Source organism: Streptantibioticus ferralitis (assembly GCF_029223525.1).
In the GTDB taxonomy this organism is placed as follows: Bacteria; Actinomycetota; Actinomycetes; order Streptomycetales; family Streptomycetaceae; genus Streptantibioticus_A; species Streptantibioticus_A ferralitis.
The window spans coordinates 1-1,310 of the sequence record NZ_JARHTQ010000092.1; the positions used below are offsets into that span (position 1 = coordinate 1).

The following is a 1,310-nucleotide window of genomic DNA, read 5'->3' on the forward strand; positions in this document are numbered from 1 at the left end:
CCTTCCGTTCTAGTGGTCGTCGCAACACCCCAGCTCAGGGGATGCGATGGACTTCAAGATCCGGGAGAGCCGGAAGGAACAAGGGCGGAAGAAGTTGCACGCTGAGCGGGAGGAATACTTCCGGCTCGTGCAGCAGGGATTCAGCAACGCCCAGGCAAGCCGACGAGTTGGCGTCAACCCTCGGACTGGTCGTGAATGGCGAAACGGCCGACCCGAGGGCGGCAAGAAGCGGCCGAGGCCACCCGCGCGACCCATGCGGGCGGCCTCGTCGCCGTCCCGGTACCTCTCTGAACCCGAGCGCATCCACATCGCCGACCGGCTGCGGGAGAAGGCCACCATCCGGGCCATCGCCGCCGAGCTGGGCCGCAGCCCATCCACGATCAGCCGCGAAATCCGCCGCAACCGGACCGTCGATCCTCGCGGCCAGCGCCACTACCGGCCGTATGCGGCCCAGGCCCGCGCCGATGCCCGCCGACCTCGCCCCAAGCCTGGGAAGATCGGCCAGTGTCCCCGGCTGCGGGACTACATCCAGGAGCGTCTGGAAAGACGCTGGAGCCCGGAGCAAATAGCCCACCAGCTCCGCCGGGACTTCCCCGACGACCCGGAGATGCGCGTGACGCACGAGACGATCTACCAGGCGCTCTACGTCCAAGGCCGCGGAGAACTCCGCCGTGAACTCACCAAGGCCCTACGGACCGGACGGGCCCGCCGGCGCCCCCAGCGTCAGGCATACAAGCGTCAGCCCCGCTTCACCACCCCCATGGTGATGATCAGCGACCGCCCCGCCGAAGCCGCCGACCGCGCCGTTCCCGGCCACTGGGAGGGCGACTGCATCGTCGGCACCAACCACGGCTCCGCCATCGGCACACTGGTCGAACGGACCACCCGCTTCACGATGCTGGTGCACCTGCCCAACGGCCACCGGGCAGAGCACTTCCACCAGGCCCTCACCGCCACGATCAGCGAACTTCCGCCCCACTTGCGGCGGTCACTGACCTGGGACCAGGGCAACGAGATGGCAGGCCACCACCTCTTCTCCACCGCCACGGACATGCCGGTCTACTTCTGCAATCCCGCCAGCCCCTGGCAACGCGGCTCCAACGAGAACACGAACGGCCTGCTCCGGCAGTACTTCCCGAAAGGCACTGACCTGTCCCGCTACAGCCGCGAGGACCTGGACGCAGCCGCCGCCGAACTCAACAGCCGCCCACGCAAGACGCTCGGCTGGGAAACCCCAGCCGAGCGTCTGTCTAAACTTCTCGCCACCACACGTCAGTGATCACGTGTTGCGACGATCCCTGGAATTCGCC

The 1,310-nt window shown here is 67.7% G+C and carries 1 protein-coding gene; it reads left to right on the plus strand.

What is annotated here, in order from left to right; all coding sequences use genetic code 11:
• Positions 1-46 precede the first annotated feature (46 nt).
• On the plus strand, positions 47-1,279 hold the full coding sequence (locus P2L57_RS39800; protein WP_425574901.1) for an IS30 family transposase: 1,233 nt from the start codon (positions 47-49) through the stop codon (positions 1,277-1,279).
• The last annotated feature ends 31 nt before the right edge of the window (positions 1,280-1,310 follow it).